The sequence below is a fragment of the Alloalcanivorax dieselolei B5 genome (assembly GCF_000300005.1).
In the GTDB taxonomy this organism is placed as follows: domain Bacteria; phylum Pseudomonadota; class Gammaproteobacteria; order Pseudomonadales; family Alcanivoracaceae; genus Alloalcanivorax; species Alloalcanivorax dieselolei.
Genome location: NC_018691.1, coordinates 3951954 through 3968178 on the forward strand (window position 1 = coordinate 3951954; position 16225 = coordinate 3968178).

Sequence of the window (16225 nt, forward strand, 5' to 3'; positions counted from 1 at the left end):
TAGGGTTTACGTTAACGGGAGGGCGTTCGGAAGGGAAAACGGCGCGGCCGAAGCCGCGCCGTCGAGATCGTCCCGAAAGGCGATCAGAAGGTGTAGTTGAGCTGTGCGCCCACTACGTTGGCATCCAGTTCGTAGGTGCCGGACAGGGGCGGCTTGGTGCCGTCCTGACGGCTGATATCCGCGTCGCTGACGAAGATATGCGCGTAACCCACATCGATGCTCATGTTGTCGGTGGGCTTGAAGCCCGCACCGAGGGTAACCCAGACGCGATCGGAGTCCGGAGACGCCGCGGACCGGTTGGAGGTACCTTGGGTGGCGTCTTCCTTGGCCACGCCGAAGCGCAACACGGTGTCGTTGGTCAGAGTGTGGCGCAGACCCAGGGAGTAACGCACGGTGTTCTCCCAGTCGAAGTTTTCCACGGCGGGGTTCGGCAACGGAGCCGGGCCACCGTGTTTGACTTCCAGTGTGCTCAGATCGCTCCACTCCATCCATTCGACGCCCAGCAGCAATTGGGTACGCTCGGTCATGTTACCGGCGTAGGAAAGCTGCAGGCTGGCCGGCAGATCGATGTCGGCTTTGCCATCGAACTTCATGTCAACAGGCGCACCCGTGGCAGCCGGATGGAAGGTGATATCACCGTCCACGGTGTATTCCATTTTGGAGCGATAGGCCACACCAAAGCGGTTGTTGTCGTCCGCCTGGTAGGTCAGGCCGACATTCCAGCCCACCGCGTCATCGTCGCCTTCCAGACGGGTGGCGGCGTTTTGCAGATCCGCGTCGATGCGCTGATAGCTGACACCCACACCCAGGTTCAATCGGTCGGTGACCTGAATGCCCAGGGACGGGTTGATGTTCACGGTCTTGACGTCGGATTCCTGCGCGTAGAAATCACCGGAGGTAATGCCCGGAGCCACGGCGTTACCCCAGCCGCTCTGGTACTCGATCTTGGTGCCGAACGGCGCGGTCAGCCCCAGACCAAAGGTCATGGTGTCGTTGATCGGTACCGCCAGGAAGGCGCTGCCGACAAACGGTTCCACATCCTTGAAGTTGCCTGGACCACCCACACCATCGGCTTTGAAGTCGGTGTCGATCCAGACCTGATGACCGGCCACGGAGACCTGTGCCTGCTTCAGGCCAGCCAGAGTCGCCGGGTTATACCATTGATTGGAGGCGTCTTCACTGAGCACCCCGGATCCCGCGTAGGCGGTACCAAGAGCGGAAACGGATTGATAAGAGACAGAGAACCCGGAACCCATTGCCGAACTCACCGCCAGTGACAGCGCCGATCCTGCCAGAATCGCACCTTTTATTTTCATGATTTTCTCCATCATCCTGCGAGCTGAATAAAGGCGTCCTTGGGGGACACTCATAAACGAGTCTCAAATCCCATCCTACACCTATTGAAAGTACACCTGATAAAAGCACCCGCCTAGACACCCCATTGGGCCAAAATAACCACCTTTCAGCCCCTTCAGGGAGTCACTCTGACGTTCCCGAACCCGGATTCCTTTTATTTTCCCCACTGGAACGGGCTTGGGACGCCTCAGCGAGCACTTGTGCGCAAAGGTTATACAGAGATATACATTTGGGGAAGATTTGTATTGTAAAACCGCACCCACGTGCCGGATCACCCAAAGGCACCCGGTACGTGGGGGTAGCAGGAGAGGAGGTGCGGGTCAACCGGCGAGCAGAGCCCGGCTGATAATGGTCTTCATGATCTCATTGGTGCCGCCGTAGATACGCTGTACCCGAGAGTCAGCGAACATGCGTGCCACCGGATACTCCCACATATAGCCGTAGCCACCGTGCAGCTGCACGCATTCGTCGACAATCTCGCACTGCAGATCGGACACGTAGTACTTGGCACCGGCGGCGGTGGGCACGTCCAGTTCCTTCTTCAGGTGCAGCTCCAGGCAACGGTCCACGTAGGCGCGGGCCACTTCCAGTTTGGTATGCATCTCCGCCAGTTTGAACTGGGTGTTCTGGAAGTCAGCGACGCGGCGCCCAAAGGCGGTGCGTTCCTTCACGTAGTTGAGGGTATGCTCGAACGCGCTTTCCGCCATGGCCAGGCCGTTGATGGCGATGCCCAGACGTTCCTGAGGCAATTCCTGCATCAGGTAAATGAAGCCCATGCCCTCCTCGCCGATCAGGTTCTCCGCCGGCACTTTCACGTCCTGGAAGAACAGTTCGGAGGTGTCCTGGGCCTTCATGCCCACCTTCTTCAGGTTCTTGCCCTTCTCGAAGCCCGGCGTACCCGCTTCCACCAACAGCAGACTGATGCCCTTGGCCCCCTTCTCCGCGTCGGTCTTGGCCACCACGATGACGATATCGGCGTTCTGACCATTGGTGATGAAGGTTTTGGAGCCGTTCAGGATGTAGTGATCGCCCTGCTTCACCGCATTGGTCTTGACCCCTTGCAGGTCCGAGCCGGCGCCAGGTTCACTCATGGCGATGGCGCTGATCAGCTCACCGGTCACCATCTTCGGCAGGTACTTCTGCTTGAGCGCCTCCGAGCCATAGTGCTCGATATAGGGAGCGACGATCTCGGTATGCAGCCCCCAGCCGATACCGGTCAGGCCGGCGCGGGACACCTCCTCGCTAACCACCACGCTGTACAGGAAATCCGCGCCGATGCCACCGTAGGCTTCGCTGACCATCGGGCACAGAAACCCTTGCTCCCCCGCTTTACGCCACAATTCGCGCGGTACCTGCCCCTCCTCTTCCCATTGTTCATGGTGAGGCACGGCTTCATTTTCCAGAAAACGGCGGACGGTATCGCGGAAAGCTTCGTGGTCGGAACTGAACAGGGTACGGGGGATCATGATGTTCTCCGGTTGTTATTGGAAGAACCGGCGCTCAGCCGGCCAAACAGTCAACCAGAGTGAAACAAGTGGCGCGGGCGGACAATGACCAAAACGATCAGGCCAGATGCTCGCTCGCCAGGTATTCCTGCGATTGCATTTCCAGCAAACGGCTGCGGGTGCGCTCGAATTCGAACTCCAGGCGCCCACCCGCATAAAGGTCCTCGATCGGCACCTCGGCGGTCATCACCAGCTTGACCCCGCGGTCATAGAATTCGTCGACCAGGTTGATGAAACGGCGGGCGCGATCGTCGGTGCCCACACCCATGCGTTCCACATCGGACACCAGCACGGTATGGAATTCCCGTGCGATTTCGATGTAATCATTCTGGCTGCGCGGGCCGTCACAGAGCGCCTCGAACTCGAACCAGACCACATCATCGGCGGACTTCAGGGTGGCGATCTTGCGCCCTTCCACCAGAATATTGCCCTGCTCCCGGCGGCGGCCATGATCACCGGAAAGCGCCTCGAAACGTTCGCAAATAAAGCGGTCCGCTTCCGGCCCCAGCGGGCAATGGTACAACTCGGCCTGCTCCAGCAAGCGCAACCGGTAATCCTTGCCGCCGTCCACGTTGAGCACCCGGGTGTACTGCTTGATCAAGGCGATAGCCGGCAGGAAACGGGCCCGTTGCAGGCCGTCCTTGTAAAGACCGTCCGGCTCGATATTGGACGTGGCCACCAGCGTCACCCCCTGGTCGAACAGGGTCTCCATGATGGTGCCGAGAATCATGGCGTCGGTAATGTCGGTGACGAAAAACTCGTCGAAACACAGCACCCGATAACGTTGGGCGAATTCCCGGGCAATATTGGTGAGCGGGTTTTTCTCCCCCTGGCGGGCACGCATTTCCCGGTGGATCCGCTGCATGAAGCGGTGGAAGTGCATGCGCCGCTTCTCCTCGAACGGCAGCGCCTCGAAGAACACATCCATCAGGTAGGTCTTGCCGCGCCCCACGCCGCCCCACATATACAGGCCCATTTCCGGTGTTGGCTTGCGCTTGCGCAGCCGGTCCAGTAAACCGCCGCCATTGCGCGGCTTAAGCAACCGGTGATAGAGAGAATCCAGGGCCCGCACAGCCTCTTCCTGGGCAGCATCGTGAACAAAATCCGGGCTGGCCAGATCGGCCTGATACTTCTCTAGCGGCGTCATCGGTTGGACAAACTCAAACGGCCAGTGGACGGCGGCTCAATGTAGCGTTCTCATTGCCAGGAGACAAGCAACACGCGGAATCTCGGCTCACGAGCCACGATTCCGCCGACCGCTATTCACGGCAGCCGCGAAGCGGCCACGTCGCGCAATTCCAGCAGATGGCCGTGGAAAAAATGACCGCTTTCGGGGAAACGGATCAGGTCCGGCGCCAAGGGTGTGGTCTCGACCCAGCGGAACACCTTGTCCACCGGCACCACTTCGTCGTCTTCTCCCTGAACCACCGTCACCGGGCAGCCGACCGATTCGATCTCGTCAAAGGGGTAGTTGTGCACCGCCGGCGCCACCAGAAACAGCGCCTTGGGTCCGCTGCCATTGGCGGCCAGAACCTCGGCGCCACGGGCGGCCACGAAAGTGCCAAAGGAAAACCCCGCCAGCCAGAACGGCAATCCCGGATAACGCTTACTCAGCCAGTTATGCACTGCCACCAGGTCCTCGGTTTCGCCAATGCCCTCACTGTAAGCGCCCTGGCTGGCGCCGACACCGCGAAAGTTGAACCGCACCACGGCGGCATCCGCCTCGCGGGCGGCACGACTCAGGGTGGTGACGACTTTATTGTCCATGGTGCCGCCGAACAACGGATGGGGATGACAGATAATGGCGATCATCCGCGGGTTTTCGGTGGTCCCTTCCAGTACGGCCTCGAGTTTGCCTTCCGGCCCATCCAGCAACAGCCGTTCCGAGCTCATGATTATCCTCCCGAATTCCTGGTGTGGCGCGCGTTTTTCCGCCGGTCCCTGACGCTGATCCGGCTCATGTTTTTAAATGCCGGCGGCCGTTTACAGTTGGCGCCCGGGCGATGTCTGTGCTGCAATACGGCTTGATCCGGGTACGGCACCAAACCGCGCAGTCGTCGTTGTATGGTGCATGACAATGGTGGGCGGCGCGAGCCGTGTGGAACGGAGCCGGTCCACCGGGTATCTGGTACGCCATCCGGGTAGTAGGACCTGTTCAGGGTCGCTAGGAGTATGACATGGATATGCTGACAACCAATCTGATCTCATTCGTCGTGGGCCTGGTGCTGGGCGCCGGCTTGCTTTATTGGCTGCTGCCCGCGCGCCGCCAGTCCAGCCGCGTGCTGCGCGACCGCGATGACGCCCGTCAGGCGCTCAATCACTATCGGGATCAGGTGGATCATCATTTCCTGCGTACCGCCGAGTTGGTCAACGAACTGACCAACGCCTATCGCGCGGTACATCAGCAATTGTCCGAAGGCGCCAGTGAATTGTGCAGTGAAGCGGGCCGTCAGCGGGCCGCCGCCAAATCCCTGGACGCCGCTGGCGAACAGAATATGCCGGTATCACAACCGCTGGATTACGCGCCCAAGGCCAAGGGCACTCTGGCCGAGGATTTCGGTCTGCGCGCCAATCCGGACGGTCCGTTCGAACCGGTCAACGTGGACGACAACGCGAAACCGGCGAACTTCGTCGAGCCGCCGCGGGATTACGCGGACGTGGACAGCGAAAGCGACGACAAGAAAGCCTGAAACCAATCGCAGCCCTCTCCTGTATGAGGACCTGTATGAAGAGGACCGCGATAGTCTTCATGCAGCCGATCAGCGGGCGGAGTGGCCTTTCAGCTCCACTTTCACCTTCTCGTGCTCTTGCAGCCCTTCGTAGTAACGGCGCAGCACTTCCAGCACTTCCGGACGGCTGAAGTTATCCGGTACATCACCGCCTTCGCTCAGCAGCTTGCGCAGCTTGGTGCCGGAAACCAGTACCCGGTCTTCCGCTTCGTGCGGACAGGTGCGCATGGATGCCATGGTGCCGCACTTGTCGCACCAGAAAGTCCAATCGATTTTCAGCGGCTGGGTGATCAGCGCGTCATCGGCGATTTCATCGAAGATATGGTGGGCGTCGAACGGACCGTAGTAATCGCCCACGCCGGCATGGTCACGACCGACGATCAAATGGGAACAGCCGTAGTTCTGACGGAACAGGGCGTGCAGCAGCGCCTCGCGAGGTCCGGCATAACGCATGTCCAGCGGGTAGCCGGATTGCACCACGGTGTTCTTCACGAAGTACTTGTCGATCAGGGTGCCGATGGCTTCCTGGCGCACCTCGGCGGGGATATCGCCGGGTTTCAGGTTGCCCAGCAGGGAATGCACCATGACACCATCGCAGATCTCGATGGCGATTTTCGCCAGGTGCTCGTGGGAGCGGTGCATCGGGTTCCGGGTCTGGAAAGCGGCCACGGTTTTCCAGCCTTTTTCCTCGAACATGGCGCGGGTTTCGGTAGGCGTCATGTAGATGCCGGCGTATTTTCTGGGGAACTCGCCCTGGCTGAACACCTTGACCGGCCCGGCCAGATTGACCTCGCCCTGGGCCATCACCATCTTCACGCCCGGGTGCTCTTCATCGGTGGTCTTGAACACCTGCTGGCATTCGTGGGCCTTGTCGATGCCGTACTTTTCGGTCAGCGTCAGCACACCCATGATCTCACCGGCCTCGTCCACCAGCGCCACGTCCTGCCCTTCTTTCAGGCCCTCGGCGGTGGCCGCGTCGGTGGACAGGGTGATCGGGATCGGCCAGAACACGCCGTCCGCCAGCGTCATGTTGTCACACACGCTCTGCCAGTCCGCCTTGCCCATGAACCCGTCCAGGGGGGTGAAACCGCCGATGCCGAACATGATCAGGTCACCCCGCTCCCGCGAGCTGAGGGTGATTTTCGGCAGGGTCTCAGCGGCTTGCAGCGCCTGCTCCCGCTCGGAGCCTTCCAGCAGCAGGATCTTCAGCGTATCGCTGCCATGCGGTTTCACCAGTTGTGACATGTTCACTCCCTAGAGGTCATTTTTTGGGCATTAACGGGCGCGGATTATACCGGCCGGCGGCGGCGATCCTCCACCGCTACTAAGAATATTACGTTTGGTTCTTATTCTATGGGGGCCATGAACCATGATGACAGCTGTGGGAAGCCAGCGTGCTGGCGAAGAGGCTTACGGACCTTCGCCAGCAAGCTGGGCTCCCACAGCGGCTAAAGAGCTGTGTGCTTTGTCTTTTCGCTGTCAACTGTCCACTGTCAATTGTCAACTCTACTGCGGCACCCGGACCGGCACCGCCTGATTCTCCAGCACGATTTCCGCCGGTAACCAACCGGCGGGATCGCCGTCCGCCTGGATCGGCTCCGGCCCCGGTCTCGGCCAGGCCGCCTCGCCCACCGGTCGGACTGCACTGCCGGCCAGATACCGGGATACTTCCACGGTGACTTTCTCCGCGCTCACCGAGGCCACGCCGTCCCGCCGTTCCAGCCGCCCCATCATCAGCGCCACCAGGCATCCCAACAGAAACCACACCCCGGAGCGCTGAAACAGCAGCACCTGCAACTTGGCGCGGGCAATGTTGGCCTGCCGGCTGAGCACGAAACTGCCGCCGTAATAACGGCCATTGGTGATCACCGCGGAGAAACAGTCCAGGGGCCGGCCATCCACCGACACCCGGTAGCTCACTTTGCCGTAGCGGGCCAACTGCCGGATCATGCTGAGGGCGTAAGCCAGTTTGCCGATCCGCCGTTTCAGAATCAGGTCCACTTGATCGACCACCCAGGCGTCGTAGCCCACCCCGCACATGACCATGAAGCGGCGGCCATTGAGCGTCGCCGGCGTCACCGGCAGGGAGCGGCCGGACAGAACCACCTTCGCCGCTGCTTCCGGACGGCGCGGCAGCCCCAGTTCCTTGGCCAGCACATTGGCGGTGCCGATCGGGAACAACGCCAGCGCCACACCGGGCCGCAACCCGTTGAGCACCTCATTGACCGTGCCGTCACCGCCGGCCGCCACCACGCAATTGCCCTGGTCTTCCAGGCCTTTCAGATAGCGAATCGCATCCCCGGGAGCGCGGGTGTGATAGAGGCGGACGCGAGCGCCGCCCTGCTCCAGGGTCCGGATGAAATGCCGCAGCCGGCGGTCCCGACCGCCGCCGGCGGTGGGATTGAAAATAACGGTTATGTTCATGCTGTCCTGTACGGCATGCGCCCGGCGTGACTGGCACGCCACGGCGAATCAGAAGGGGGCCTCAAACCGGGTTGTCGATGTCGATGAAGGTGTGTTCCAGACCGTATTCATCCGCCAGCCATTCCCCCACCGCCTGCACGCCGTAGCGCTCGGTGGCGTGATGGCCGCAGGCGAAATAATGAATGCCGGTTTCCCGGGCGAAATGGGTGGTGGGTTCGGAAATCTCACCGCTCAGGTAGGCGTCCACGCCCAGCGCCTGGGCCTGATCGATAAAGCCCTGGGCGGCACCGGTGCACCAGGCCAGGGTCTCGATCTCGTCCTGGGTATCGCCGATATGCAGCACCTGACGCCCCAGTACCGATTCCACATGGGAGGCGAACTCGTCGGCGGTCATCGGTCCGTCCAGACGCCCCACGTTGCCAATCGGAAAGCTGTCCTGCGGCTGCAGCCCACCTTCCACCATCAGGCCCAGACGCCGCGCCAGCTGCGCATTGTTGCCCAGCTCGGGGTGGGCATCCAGGGGCAAGTGATAGGCGAACAGGCTGATGTCATGCCGTAACAGACTCTGCAGGCGCTGCTTCTTCATGCCGCGCACCCGGGCGTCCTCGTTCTTCCAGAAGTAGCCGTGATGCACCAGAATCGCGTCCGCTTCCTCGACGATGGCGGCATCAATCAACGCCTGACAGGCGGTGACGCCGGTGACCAGATGACGCACCTGCTCGCGCCCCTCCACTTGCAGGCCGTTGGGGCAGTAGTCCTTGAACCGGTGACTTTGCAGCTCGGTGTCCAGCACCGACAACAGACGGTCTCGTTTCAGCATGAGGGCACCCTCCCGGAATCGATTGGCAGCTTACGGCAAGCCCATTCTACCGTTGATCTGCTACCATGAGCGCTTTATGGAACCACCGCGGTGGCCCGCTCAGCCCGGCAAACTAGCCGGTTCGCCGGACCGGGGCAAGTTTCTCTCTGTTTCTCTACAACCGGTGCGCGCACCGAGGCAAAGAACGAGGCATTTTCATGGGGGCTGTAACTCGACTGATCCGTTTCCTCGCCTTACCGGTGCTCGCCGGTCTGCTGGTGGGGTTCGGCGTGCTCTGGTGGCACCAGCAGGGACCGGGCTCCCCGCGCGGCCAGGGCTCCCCCAGCCCGGACAGCTACGCCAGCGCGGTCAACCGGGCGGCTCCGGCGGTGGTGAATATCTACACCACGCAGATTGTCTCCACCGGCGCCATTACCCAGGATCCGCTGTTCAACCGTTTCATGGAACAGCCTCGCCGGGAGCGCGCCCTGGCCAGCCTGGGTTCCGGTGTGATTGTCGCCGACGACGGTTATATCCTCACCAGTTATCACGTGATCCGGGACGCCGACGAGATCCTGGTGTCGTTGCGCGACGGCCGGGACGCCCCCGCCCGGGTGGTCGGCACGGATCCGGAGACCGACCTGGCGCTGCTGCAAATCGCTCTGGAGGATTTGCCGAAAATCGAGCTGAACGGTCCGGATCAGGTCACCGTCGGCGATGTGGTGCTGGCCATCGGCAATCCGCTGGGCGTGGGCCAGACCGTGTCCATGGGCATTGTCAGCGCCACCGGTCGCAGTCATCTGGGCATCGCCACATTCGAGAACTTCATCCAGACCGACGCCGCCATTAACCGTGGCAACTCCGGTGGCGCGCTGATCGATACGCGCGGTCACCTGATCGGCATCAACACAGCGATTCTTTCCTCCACTGGCGGCTGGCAGGGTATCGGCTTCGCCACGCCCGCGTCCATCGCCCGCGAGGTGATGTCGGATCTGATCGAACACGGCCGGGTGATCCGTGGCTACCTCGGTGTCACGGTGCAGGACATCACGCCCTCCCTGGCGGAAACCTTCGATATGGATCGGGTGGCCGGCGGCGTGATCACCCAGGTGGTGGTGGACAGCCCGGCCAATCAGGGCGGCCTGCAGCCTGGCGACGTGCTGATCGGCATCGACGGCGAGACCATGAAGGACGGTTACGAGGCCATGAACCGCATCGCCGGCACCGCTCCGGACACCAAGGTGACCCTCAACGTGATCCGCAACCGCACCCGCATGGATGTCGACGTCACCATCGGCACCCGGCCGGCGGCGGAGGGCTAGCGCGGCAGGCCTTCCACCCCGGTCAGATCCATATCGGTGGGATAACGCAGCCGGAAACCATGCTCCAGGCGCGTCTCCTGATCCGCGGACACGGTGCGCTCCCAGGCCATCAGCCCCTTGATATCGCGGACATTGCTCTGGTCCGGCTGGGCTCCCGTGGCTTCCAGCTTGATGCGGTCATCATTGGGGACCGGCTGACGGTCGTACAGCACCACGTCCACCGGCTTATCGTAGCCCGAGGCAACGGTAATGCTGCGCGTCACCGTAAGCGTGTTCTCCTTGCTGATCAGGCCGGCCTCGCCCCGGCTGGCGGGCTCGGTGACCACGTCCACCCGCAGCCGGGGGTCGTCACCAAAACTCATCCGCACCGTTTCCCCGAGCTGGATGCCTTCCGCGCGACCGTAGCTGGACAGCCTTTGTCCGTCACGCAGCACCGTCACCTGGCCGCTCAGCCAGGGCACGCCACTGCTGTTTTTCCATTCGCCCACCAGCAGCACGGCGGGTTGTTGCCACAGGTAGCTCTCGCGGCTCAGGGTCACCGGTACCACCGCATCCTGATAGGCGATGCGGGCGGTGCTGCCGTCGCTGGCCAGGGACAGGGGCGCGTCCAGCGGCACCCGCATATCAAACCCGTGGGCCACCGGCTGCGGCGTCGGAGCCGGTGCGGCGGCTTTAAGGCTTGATCCCGCCATCGACATATCCGCCGCTTCGTAGGCCACCTCTTCCCGTGCCATCGACTTCATGGCTTTCGGCGGATTGGGGTTGAGCAGGCCGATGATCCACGGCTGCGGTTCCGGTACCGGCCGATAGCCGGCCGGCAACAGCCCCAGGGTGGCTTTGACGTCGCGCCAGTCCTCACCGGTGTTATTGCGGACCTCGGCGTAGGCGTTCAGGTCGATCTGTTCCGCGCCACTGTCCAGGTTGGCCTGGAGCTGATTACTCCAGCCGGCCTGATGCGTGAAATAGCGCAAGGCCAGCTCGGCGGTGCCGGCCTGTTCGGCGACCAGGTCCACCACCAGCACTTGGCGCTGCTGCTGTTGCTGCCCCAACTGCGAGCGTTGCTGCTGCAGCGCCTGCAGTTGCCGTTGCCAGTCCGGCCGTTGCGCCGCCCGTTCATTGATCGCGGACTGGCGCTGATTCACCGCCTCACGGATCTGGGCCCAAGCGCTGGACCACTTTTCCACCGGCACTTCGCTGTACAGCGCCGGCCCTTGCGGCGCTTGCCCGAGCAGCGATTGCAACTGCTGGATCTGCTCCTGATCGAGGCGGTCGGCGGTGGCGGCTTCCTGGATGCGGCGCTCCAGCGCGGCGATTTGTTCATCCAACGCCTGGCGGCGTTCCGAGACATCCTCGGCGTTACTTTCCCGGCGGCGCTGGACGCCTTCGAGCACGGCACCGCTGACCTCGATCCGGAGGCGATCCAGATCCAGTTCCGGCAAACCTGCAATAGTCAGTTGATGCTGCCCGGCCGGCAACGACTGACTCAACGTGCGGGTCAACTCGGCCTGGGAGGGGAACAGCACCACCTCGGTCACCGGCGCGGTGACGGGAAAAATCGCGGCGAGCGCCGCGGGCGGGCACAGACCCGCGACCAACGCGGGCAACAGCAGGCGTTTCATCATGGCGTCCTTGTATGACTAAACGAGAGTATGACCAAACCGGTGTACGACCCAACAGAGTAATGTCTGGCAGGTTATAACAACCGGTCCAGCGCGGCCACCAGTGTCTGGTTCTGCCCGGCGGTGCCGATGGTGATGCGCAGATAATCGGCGATGCGCTCCGGCTTGCCGAAATGACGCACGATCACGCCCTGCTCGCGCAGGCCGCCAGCGAGATCGGCGCCGCGATGATCGGGGTGGCGGGTGAAGACAAAATTGGCGGCGGACGGCAGCGTCTGAAAGCCACGCTCGGCCAACTGCCCGATCAACCAGCCGCGTTGTTCCACCACCCGATCCCGGCCCTGGCGGAACCAGGCGTCGTCCTCGAAGGCGGCCTTGCCGGCGGCCACCGCCAACCGATCCAGCGGGTAGGAATTGAAGCTGTCCTTGATGCGGGTGAGCCCCTCGATCAGCGCTTCGTCCCCCACCGCCAGACCGATACGCAAGCCGGCCAGGGAGCGGGACTTGGACAGGGTCTGGGTCACCAGCAGGTTCGGGTAGCGGTCAATCAGTGCGATGGCGCTGTCGCCGCCGAAGTCGATATAGGCTTCGTCCACCACCACCACCGACCCGGTGTTACGCCGCAGCAGCGCCTCGATGTCCGCCAGCGGCAACAGACGGCCGGTGGGCGCATTCGGATTGGGGAAGATAATGCCGCCATTCAGGGCATCGTAATCGGCCAGCCGGATGGACAGGTCCTGGTCCAGCGGCACGGTCTGGTAGTCGATGCCGTACAACCCGCAGTAGACCTTATAAAAACTGTAGGTGATGTCCGGGAACAGCAACGGCCGGGACTGACGAAACAGCCCCATGAAAATGTGGGCAAGCACTTCGTCGGAGCCGTTACCGACAAACACCTGCTCCGACTTGATCCGATAATAATCGGCAATGGCCTCGCACAACGCGGTGCTGCGCGGATCCGGGTACAAACGCAAGCGGTCATCCGCTTCCGCCCGGATAGCGTCCAGCACTTTCGGCGACGGCCCCTGCGGGTGCTCATTGGTGTTCAGCTTGACCAGGTTGGCCATCTTCGGCTGTTCGCCGGGCACATAGGGCGCGAGATCGCGGACGAACGGACTCCAGAATTTGCTCATAACCCATCGCGGTCCATCGACCGCTCCTACGGTGCGTTGATCCTGTCGTGGGAGCGGATCGCGCCACTCACCGCGACGTTAGCTCTCCTTGATGCGGTATTCGGCGCTGCGGGCATGGGCGGTCAGACTCTCGCCCCGCGCCAGAACGGAGGCGATACGCCCCAACTCGCTGGCCCCTTCCGGGGAGCAGCCGATCAAGGAACTGCGTTTCTGGAAATCGTACACGCCCAACGGAGAGGAGAACCGGGCCGTGGCGCTGGTCGGCAGCACGTGATTGGGGCCCGCGCAGTAGTCGCCCAGTGCCTCCGGCGTATGGCGTCCGAGGAAAATAGCGCCGGCATGGCGCACCTTGCGCGCCCAGGCCTCGGCGTCGTCCATGGACAATTCCAGGTGTTCGGGACTGATGCGATTGACCACGTCCAGGGCCTGACCCAGGTCCGCCACTTGAATCAGGGCACCGCGGTTGGCCATGGAGGTGCGGATGATATCTTCCCGTTCCAGGGTCGGCGCCAGGCGGTCCATGGCGGCGTCCACCCGCTTGAGGAAATCCGCGTCCGGGCTGACCAGAATCGACTGCGCTTCCTCGTCGTGTTCGGCCTGGGAAAACAGGTCCATGGCGATCCACTCGGGATCGGTTTTGCCGTCGCACACCACCAGAATCTCGGACGGGCCGGCGATCATGTCGATGCCCACCTTGCCGAACACCTGGCGCTTGGCTTCCGCCACATAGATGTTGCCGGGCCCGACGATCTTGTCCACCGCCGGCACCGTGTCCGTGCCGTGGGCCAGGGCCGCCACCGCCTGGGCGCCGCCCAGGGTAAAGAAGCGTTCGACACCGGCCACCGCCGCCGCCGCCAGCACCACATCGTTCAGTTCACCGTCCGGCGCCGGGCTGACCATGACGATTTCGCCCACTCCGGCCACGTGGGCCGGCAGCGCATTCATCAGTACCGAGCTGGGATAGGCGGCCTTGCCACCGGGCACGTAGATGCCGACCCGATCCAGCGGCGTGACCTGCTGCCCCAACAACGAGCCGTGTTCGTCCCGATACTGCCAGGAATCCTGCTTCTGCTTTTCGTGGTAAGCGCGCACCCGCCGGGCGGCTGCCTCCAGAGCTTCCCGCAGGGCCACGGGGATCCGCTCCAGCGCCGCCAGCAGTTGCTCCCGGTTCACGGTCAGTTCCGCCATGGAGGTCACTTGCCGGCGGTCGAACCGGTTGGTGTAGTCGATCACCGCCTGGTCACCACGCTGGGCAACATCCTTGAGGATGCCGCGCACGCGCTCGGCCACTTCCTCGTCGCGTTCCTCCGACCAGGCGGTGAGCGCCGTCAAACGCTCGACGAAATCGCTGTCACCCGCGTCCAGCCAGTTGGTTTTCATGTCATTGCTCCCGTCGCGCCGCCACCGCTTTCGCCACCTGATCCAGGATCGCCTGAATCTGGCTGTGGCGGGTCTTCATGCTGGCCCGGTTGACCACCACCCGGGAAGAAATGGTGGCGATCATTTCGGTGGGTTCAAGGCCATTGGCACGCAGGGTGTTGCCGGTATCGACGATGTCCACGATGCGGTCCGCCAGCCCCACCAGCGGCGCCAGTTCCATGGCGCCGTACAGTTTGATCACCTCCGCCTGGCGGCCCTGTTGGGCAAAGTAGCTTTTCGCCACGTTGACGAACTTGGTCGCCACCCGCAGGCGTCCGCTCACCGGCGGAGCGTCTTTGAGCGCCGCCACCATCAGCTTGCAGCGAGCGATCTCCAGGTCCAGCGGCTCAAACAGGCCTTCCGCGCCGTGCTCCATCAACACGTCCTTGCCGGCCACGCCGATGTCGGCGCCGCCATGCTGCACATAGGGCGGCACGTCGGTGGCGCGAATAACGATGATCTTCACGTCTTCGCGAGTGGTGTCGAAGATCAGCTTGCGGGAAGCGGACGGATCCTCGAGCATTTCAATGCCCGCCTCCTTCAACAGAGGCAGCGTGTCTTTGAGGATGCGGCCCTTGGACAGGGCGATGATCAGCGGTTTCTGGCTCATGGCTTCACGGTCAGGATGGGACGCGACGGATGGTCGCCCCCAGGGATTGCAGTTTTTCCTCGATGCACTCATAGCCCCGGTCGACATGGTAGATCCGGTCCACCAGGGTATCGCCCTTGGCCACCAGAGCGGCGATCACCAGGGATGCTGAGGCTCGCAGGTCGGTGGCCATCACCGGAGCACCGGTCAGCGACTCGACGCCACGGCAAATGGCGGTGTTGCCTTGCACCTCGATATGGGCGCCCATGCGATTCAGTTCCTGCACGTGCATGAAGCGGTTCTCGAACACCGTCTCGACGATGGTGCCGGTACCTTCGGCCACCGTGTTCATGGCCATGAACTGGGCCTGCATATCGGTGGGCATCGCCGGATAAGGCGCGGTGCGCAGGCTGATCGCTTGCGGCCGGCGGCCTTCCATATCGAGGCTGATCCAGTCTTCCCCCGTCTCGATCACCGCACCGGCCTCACGCAATTTCTGCAGAACCGAATCCAGCAGGGCCGGATCGGTGTTCTTGGCCTTGACGCGGCCGCCGGTGATGGCGGCGGCGATCAGATAAGTGCCGGTCTCGATACGGTCGGAGATCACGTCATGGTGACAGGCCCCCAGCGAGGTGACGCCTTCCACCACGATGGTGTCGGTGCCCGCGCCGGTGATCTTGCCACCCATGCGATTGATGAAGTTGGCCAGATCCACCACTTCCGGCTCCCGCGCGGCGTTCTCCAGCACCGTGGTGCCTTCAGCCAGGGCAGCGGCCATCAACAGGTTCTCGGTGCCGGTCACCGTCACCGTATCCATGACGATGCGGGCACCCTTGAGACGCCCCTGCACCTGGGCGGAGATATACCCGTTCATCACCTCGATCTCGGCGCCCATGGCTTCGAGCCCCTTGAGGTGGATATCCACTGGCCGCGAGCCGATGGCACAACCGCCGGGCAGGGACACCTCGGCGCGGCCAAAGTGCGCCACCAGCGGTCCCAGCACCAGAATCGAGGCGCGCATGGTTTTCACCAGCTCATAGGGCGCGGTGAATTCGCGGATGCTGGTGGGGTTCACCGCCACGTTCATGCGGTCGTCCAGCACCACATGCACGCCCATCCGGCCGAGCAGCTCGATCAGGGTGGTGACGTCCTGCAAATGCGGCAGGTTACCTACGGTGACGGTCTCGTCGGCCAGCAGGGTGGCGGCGAGAATCGGCAACGATGAGTTCTTGGAGCCGGAAATACGGATCTCGCCATCCAGACGCTGTCCACCGGTAATCTTGAGTTTGTCCATGCGGATCTCTTAGAGCCTGTTCATAAAGGCAGATGG

At 62.7% G+C, this 16225-nt stretch carries 14 protein-coding genes; 2 read left to right on the top strand and 12 right to left on the bottom strand.

All coding sequences use genetic code 11. The features are described 5' to 3' along the window. Window positions 1–83: 83 nt before the first annotated feature. The 4 genes from B5T_RS17555 to B5T_RS17570 form a co-directional block, all read right to left on the bottom strand. A complete protein-coding gene (locus tag B5T_RS17555) occupies window positions 84–1316 on the bottom strand; it encodes an OmpP1/FadL family transporter (protein WP_041717716.1) in 1233 nt (410 codons plus the stop codon). 360 nt (window positions 1317–1676) lie between these two features. After that, complete coding sequence (locus tag B5T_RS17560) at window positions 1677–2822, bottom strand: acyl-CoA dehydrogenase family protein (RefSeq protein WP_014995883.1); 1146 nt, start codon at window positions 2820–2822, stop codon at window positions 1677–1679. Between the two features lie 97 nt (window positions 2823–2919). Beyond that, window positions 2920–4008: a cell division protein ZapE gene (zapE, locus tag B5T_RS17565; protein WP_014995884.1), complete on the bottom strand. Its 1089-nt coding sequence runs from the start codon at window positions 4006–4008 to the stop codon at window positions 2920–2922. Window positions 4009–4124: 116 nt separating this feature from the next. Further along, complete coding sequence (locus B5T_RS17570; protein WP_014995885.1) at window positions 4125–4754, bottom strand: alpha/beta hydrolase; 630 nt, start codon at window positions 4752–4754, stop codon at window positions 4125–4127. Window positions 4755–5038: 284 nt separating this feature from the next. On the opposite strand from B5T_RS17570, the gene B5T_RS17575 reads away from it, so the two are divergent. Next, complete coding sequence (locus B5T_RS17575; RefSeq protein ID WP_014995886.1) at window positions 5039–5551, top strand: YhcB family protein; 513 nt, start codon at window positions 5039–5041, stop codon at window positions 5549–5551. A 69-nt stretch (window positions 5552–5620) separates the two neighbouring features. Here B5T_RS17575 and sat read toward each other — a convergent pair whose 3' ends face one another. The 3 genes from sat to B5T_RS17590 form a co-directional block, all read right to left on the bottom strand. Further along, window positions 5621–6835, bottom strand: a complete 1215-nt coding sequence (gene sat, locus B5T_RS17580) for a sulfate adenylyltransferase (protein ID WP_014995887.1) — start codon at window positions 6833–6835, stop codon at window positions 5621–5623. 261 nt (window positions 6836–7096) lie between these two features. After that, complete coding sequence (locus tag B5T_RS17585; RefSeq protein WP_014995888.1) at window positions 7097–8014, bottom strand: diacylglycerol/lipid kinase family protein; 918 nt, start codon at window positions 8012–8014, stop codon at window positions 7097–7099. A gap of 61 nt (window positions 8015–8075) precedes the next feature. Then, window positions 8076–8834 carry a Nif3-like dinuclear metal center hexameric protein gene (locus B5T_RS17590; RefSeq protein WP_014995889.1) on the bottom strand — a complete coding sequence of 253 codons (759 nt, stop codon included), beginning with the start codon at window positions 8832–8834 and terminating at the stop codon, window positions 8076–8078. A 197-nt stretch (window positions 8835–9031) separates the two neighbouring features. On the opposite strand from B5T_RS17590, the gene B5T_RS17595 reads away from it, so the two are divergent. Beyond that, a complete protein-coding gene (locus B5T_RS17595; protein WP_014995890.1) occupies window positions 9032–10135 on the top strand; it encodes a trypsin-like peptidase domain-containing protein in 1104 nt (367 codons plus the stop codon). Here B5T_RS17595 and B5T_RS17600 read toward each other — a convergent pair. The 5 genes from B5T_RS17600 to murA form a co-directional block, all read right to left on the bottom strand. Further along, the gene (locus B5T_RS17600; protein WP_229682982.1) at window positions 10132–11757 is read right to left on the bottom strand and encodes a DUF4139 domain-containing protein; all 1626 of its coding nucleotides are present in this window, start codon (window positions 11755–11757) and stop codon (window positions 10132–10134) included. The genes B5T_RS17595 and B5T_RS17600 overlap by 4 nt on opposite strands. A gap of 71 nt (window positions 11758–11828) precedes the next feature. Beyond that, window positions 11829–12887, bottom strand: a complete 1059-nt coding sequence (hisC, locus tag B5T_RS17605) for a histidinol-phosphate transaminase (protein ID WP_014995892.1) — start codon at window positions 12885–12887, stop codon at window positions 11829–11831. A 78-nt stretch (window positions 12888–12965) separates the two neighbouring features. Further along, complete coding sequence (gene hisD / locus B5T_RS17610) at window positions 12966–14267, bottom strand: histidinol dehydrogenase (protein WP_014995893.1); 1302 nt, start codon at window positions 14265–14267, stop codon at window positions 12966–12968. Between the two features lies 1 nt (window position 14268). Continuing rightward, complete coding sequence (gene hisG / locus B5T_RS17615; protein WP_014995894.1) at window positions 14269–14916, bottom strand: ATP phosphoribosyltransferase; 648 nt, start codon at window positions 14914–14916, stop codon at window positions 14269–14271. A gap of 10 nt (window positions 14917–14926) precedes the next feature. Next, a complete protein-coding gene (murA, locus tag B5T_RS17620; RefSeq protein WP_014995895.1) occupies window positions 14927–16189 on the bottom strand; it encodes a UDP-N-acetylglucosamine 1-carboxyvinyltransferase in 1263 nt (420 codons plus the stop codon). Window positions 16190–16225 lie beyond the last annotated feature (36 nt).

Bases quoted from the DNA above. Each gene is read 5' to 3' on its own strand.
- B5T_RS17555 (WP_041717716.1), bottom strand. From the start codon at position 1,316: ATGAAAATAAAAGGTGCGATTCTGGCAGGATCGGCGCTGTCACTGGCG.
- B5T_RS17560 (WP_014995883.1), bottom strand. From the start codon at position 2,822: ATGATCCCCCGTACCCTGTTCAGTTCCGACCACGAAGCTTTCCGCGAT.
- zapE (WP_014995884.1), bottom strand. From the start codon at position 4,008: ATGACGCCGCTAGAGAAGTATCAGGCCGATCTGGCCAGCCCGGATTTT.
- B5T_RS17570 (WP_014995885.1), bottom strand. From the start codon at position 4,754: ATGAGCTCGGAACGGCTGTTGCTGGATGGGCCGGAAGGCAAACTCGAG.
- B5T_RS17575 (WP_014995886.1), top strand. From the start codon at position 5,039: ATGGATATGCTGACAACCAATCTGATCTCATTCGTCGTGGGCCTGGTG.
- sat (WP_014995887.1), bottom strand. From the start codon at position 6,835: ATGTCACAACTGGTGAAACCGCATGGCAGCGATACGCTGAAGATCCTG.
- B5T_RS17585 (WP_014995888.1), bottom strand. From the start codon at position 8,014: ATGAACATAACCGTTATTTTCAATCCCACCGCCGGCGGCGGTCGGGAC.
- B5T_RS17590 (WP_014995889.1), bottom strand. From the start codon at position 8,834: ATGCTGAAACGAGACCGTCTGTTGTCGGTGCTGGACACCGAGCTGCAA.
- B5T_RS17595 (WP_014995890.1), top strand. From the start codon at position 9,032: ATGGGGGCTGTAACTCGACTGATCCGTTTCCTCGCCTTACCGGTGCTC.
- B5T_RS17600 (WP_229682982.1), bottom strand. From the start codon at position 11,757: ATGATGAAACGCCTGCTGTTGCCCGCGTTGGTCGCGGGTCTGTGCCCG.
- hisC (WP_014995892.1), bottom strand. From the start codon at position 12,887: ATGAGCAAATTCTGGAGTCCGTTCGTCCGCGATCTCGCGCCCTATGTG.
- hisD (WP_014995893.1), bottom strand. From the start codon at position 14,267: ATGAAAACCAACTGGCTGGACGCGGGTGACAGCGATTTCGTCGAGCGT.
- hisG (WP_014995894.1), bottom strand. From the start codon at position 14,916: ATGAGCCAGAAACCGCTGATCATCGCCCTGTCCAAGGGCCGCATCCTC.
- murA (WP_014995895.1), bottom strand. From the start codon at position 16,189: ATGGACAAACTCAAGATTACCGGTGGACAGCGTCTGGATGGCGAGATC.